Raw genomic sequence first — 647 nt, 5'->3', positions numbered from 1 at the left:
TTAGGGTACCAGGTTAGAACCTAGATACGATCAGGGTGGTATCCCAACGGCGCCTCCGCCCAAGCTTGCGCTCCGGCCTCTACGGCTCCCACCTATCCTGTACAGATCGTACCCAAATTCAATATCAAGCTGCAGTAAAGCTCCATGGGGTCTTTCCGTCTTGTCGCGGGTAACCTGCATCTTCACAGGTATTAAAATTTCACCGGATCTCTCGTTGAGACAGCGCCCAAGTCGTTACGCCATTCGTGCGGGTCAGAATTTACCTGACAAGGAATTTCGCTACCTTAGGACCGTTATAGTTACGGCCGCCGTTTACTGGGGCTTCGGTTCACAGCTTCGGATTGCTCCTAACCGCTCCCCTTAACCTTCCAGCACCGGGCAGGCGTCAGCCCGTATACTTCGCCTTACGGCTTCGCACAGACCTGTGTTTTTGCTAAACAGTCGCTTGGGCCTTTTCACTGCGGCCCCCTCGGGCTATTCACCCTACCGAGGCACCCCTTCTCCCGAAGTTACGGGGTCATTTTGCCGAGTTCCTTAACGAGAGTTCTTCCGCGCGCCTTAGAATTCTCTTCTCGCCTACCTGTGTCGGTTTGCGGTACGGGCACCTTCTCCTGGCTAGAGGCTTTTCTTGGCAGTGTGAGATCATG

Annotated in this window: 1 rRNA gene; it reads right to left on the bottom strand. The window is 54.4% G+C overall.

Annotated features, from left to right (window positions below):
• Window positions 1-647 (bottom strand): 23S ribosomal RNA (locus HYD27_RS31725); the annotation flags it as partial.

The sequence above is a fragment of the Paenibacillus sp. S150 genome (assembly GCF_019352175.1).
In the GTDB taxonomy this organism is placed as follows: Bacteria; Bacillota; Bacilli; order Paenibacillales; family Paenibacillaceae; genus Paenibacillus_AQ.
The sequence above is the reverse complement of the archived record's forward strand: the minus strand, read 5'-3'. Positions and strand labels throughout refer to the sequence as shown.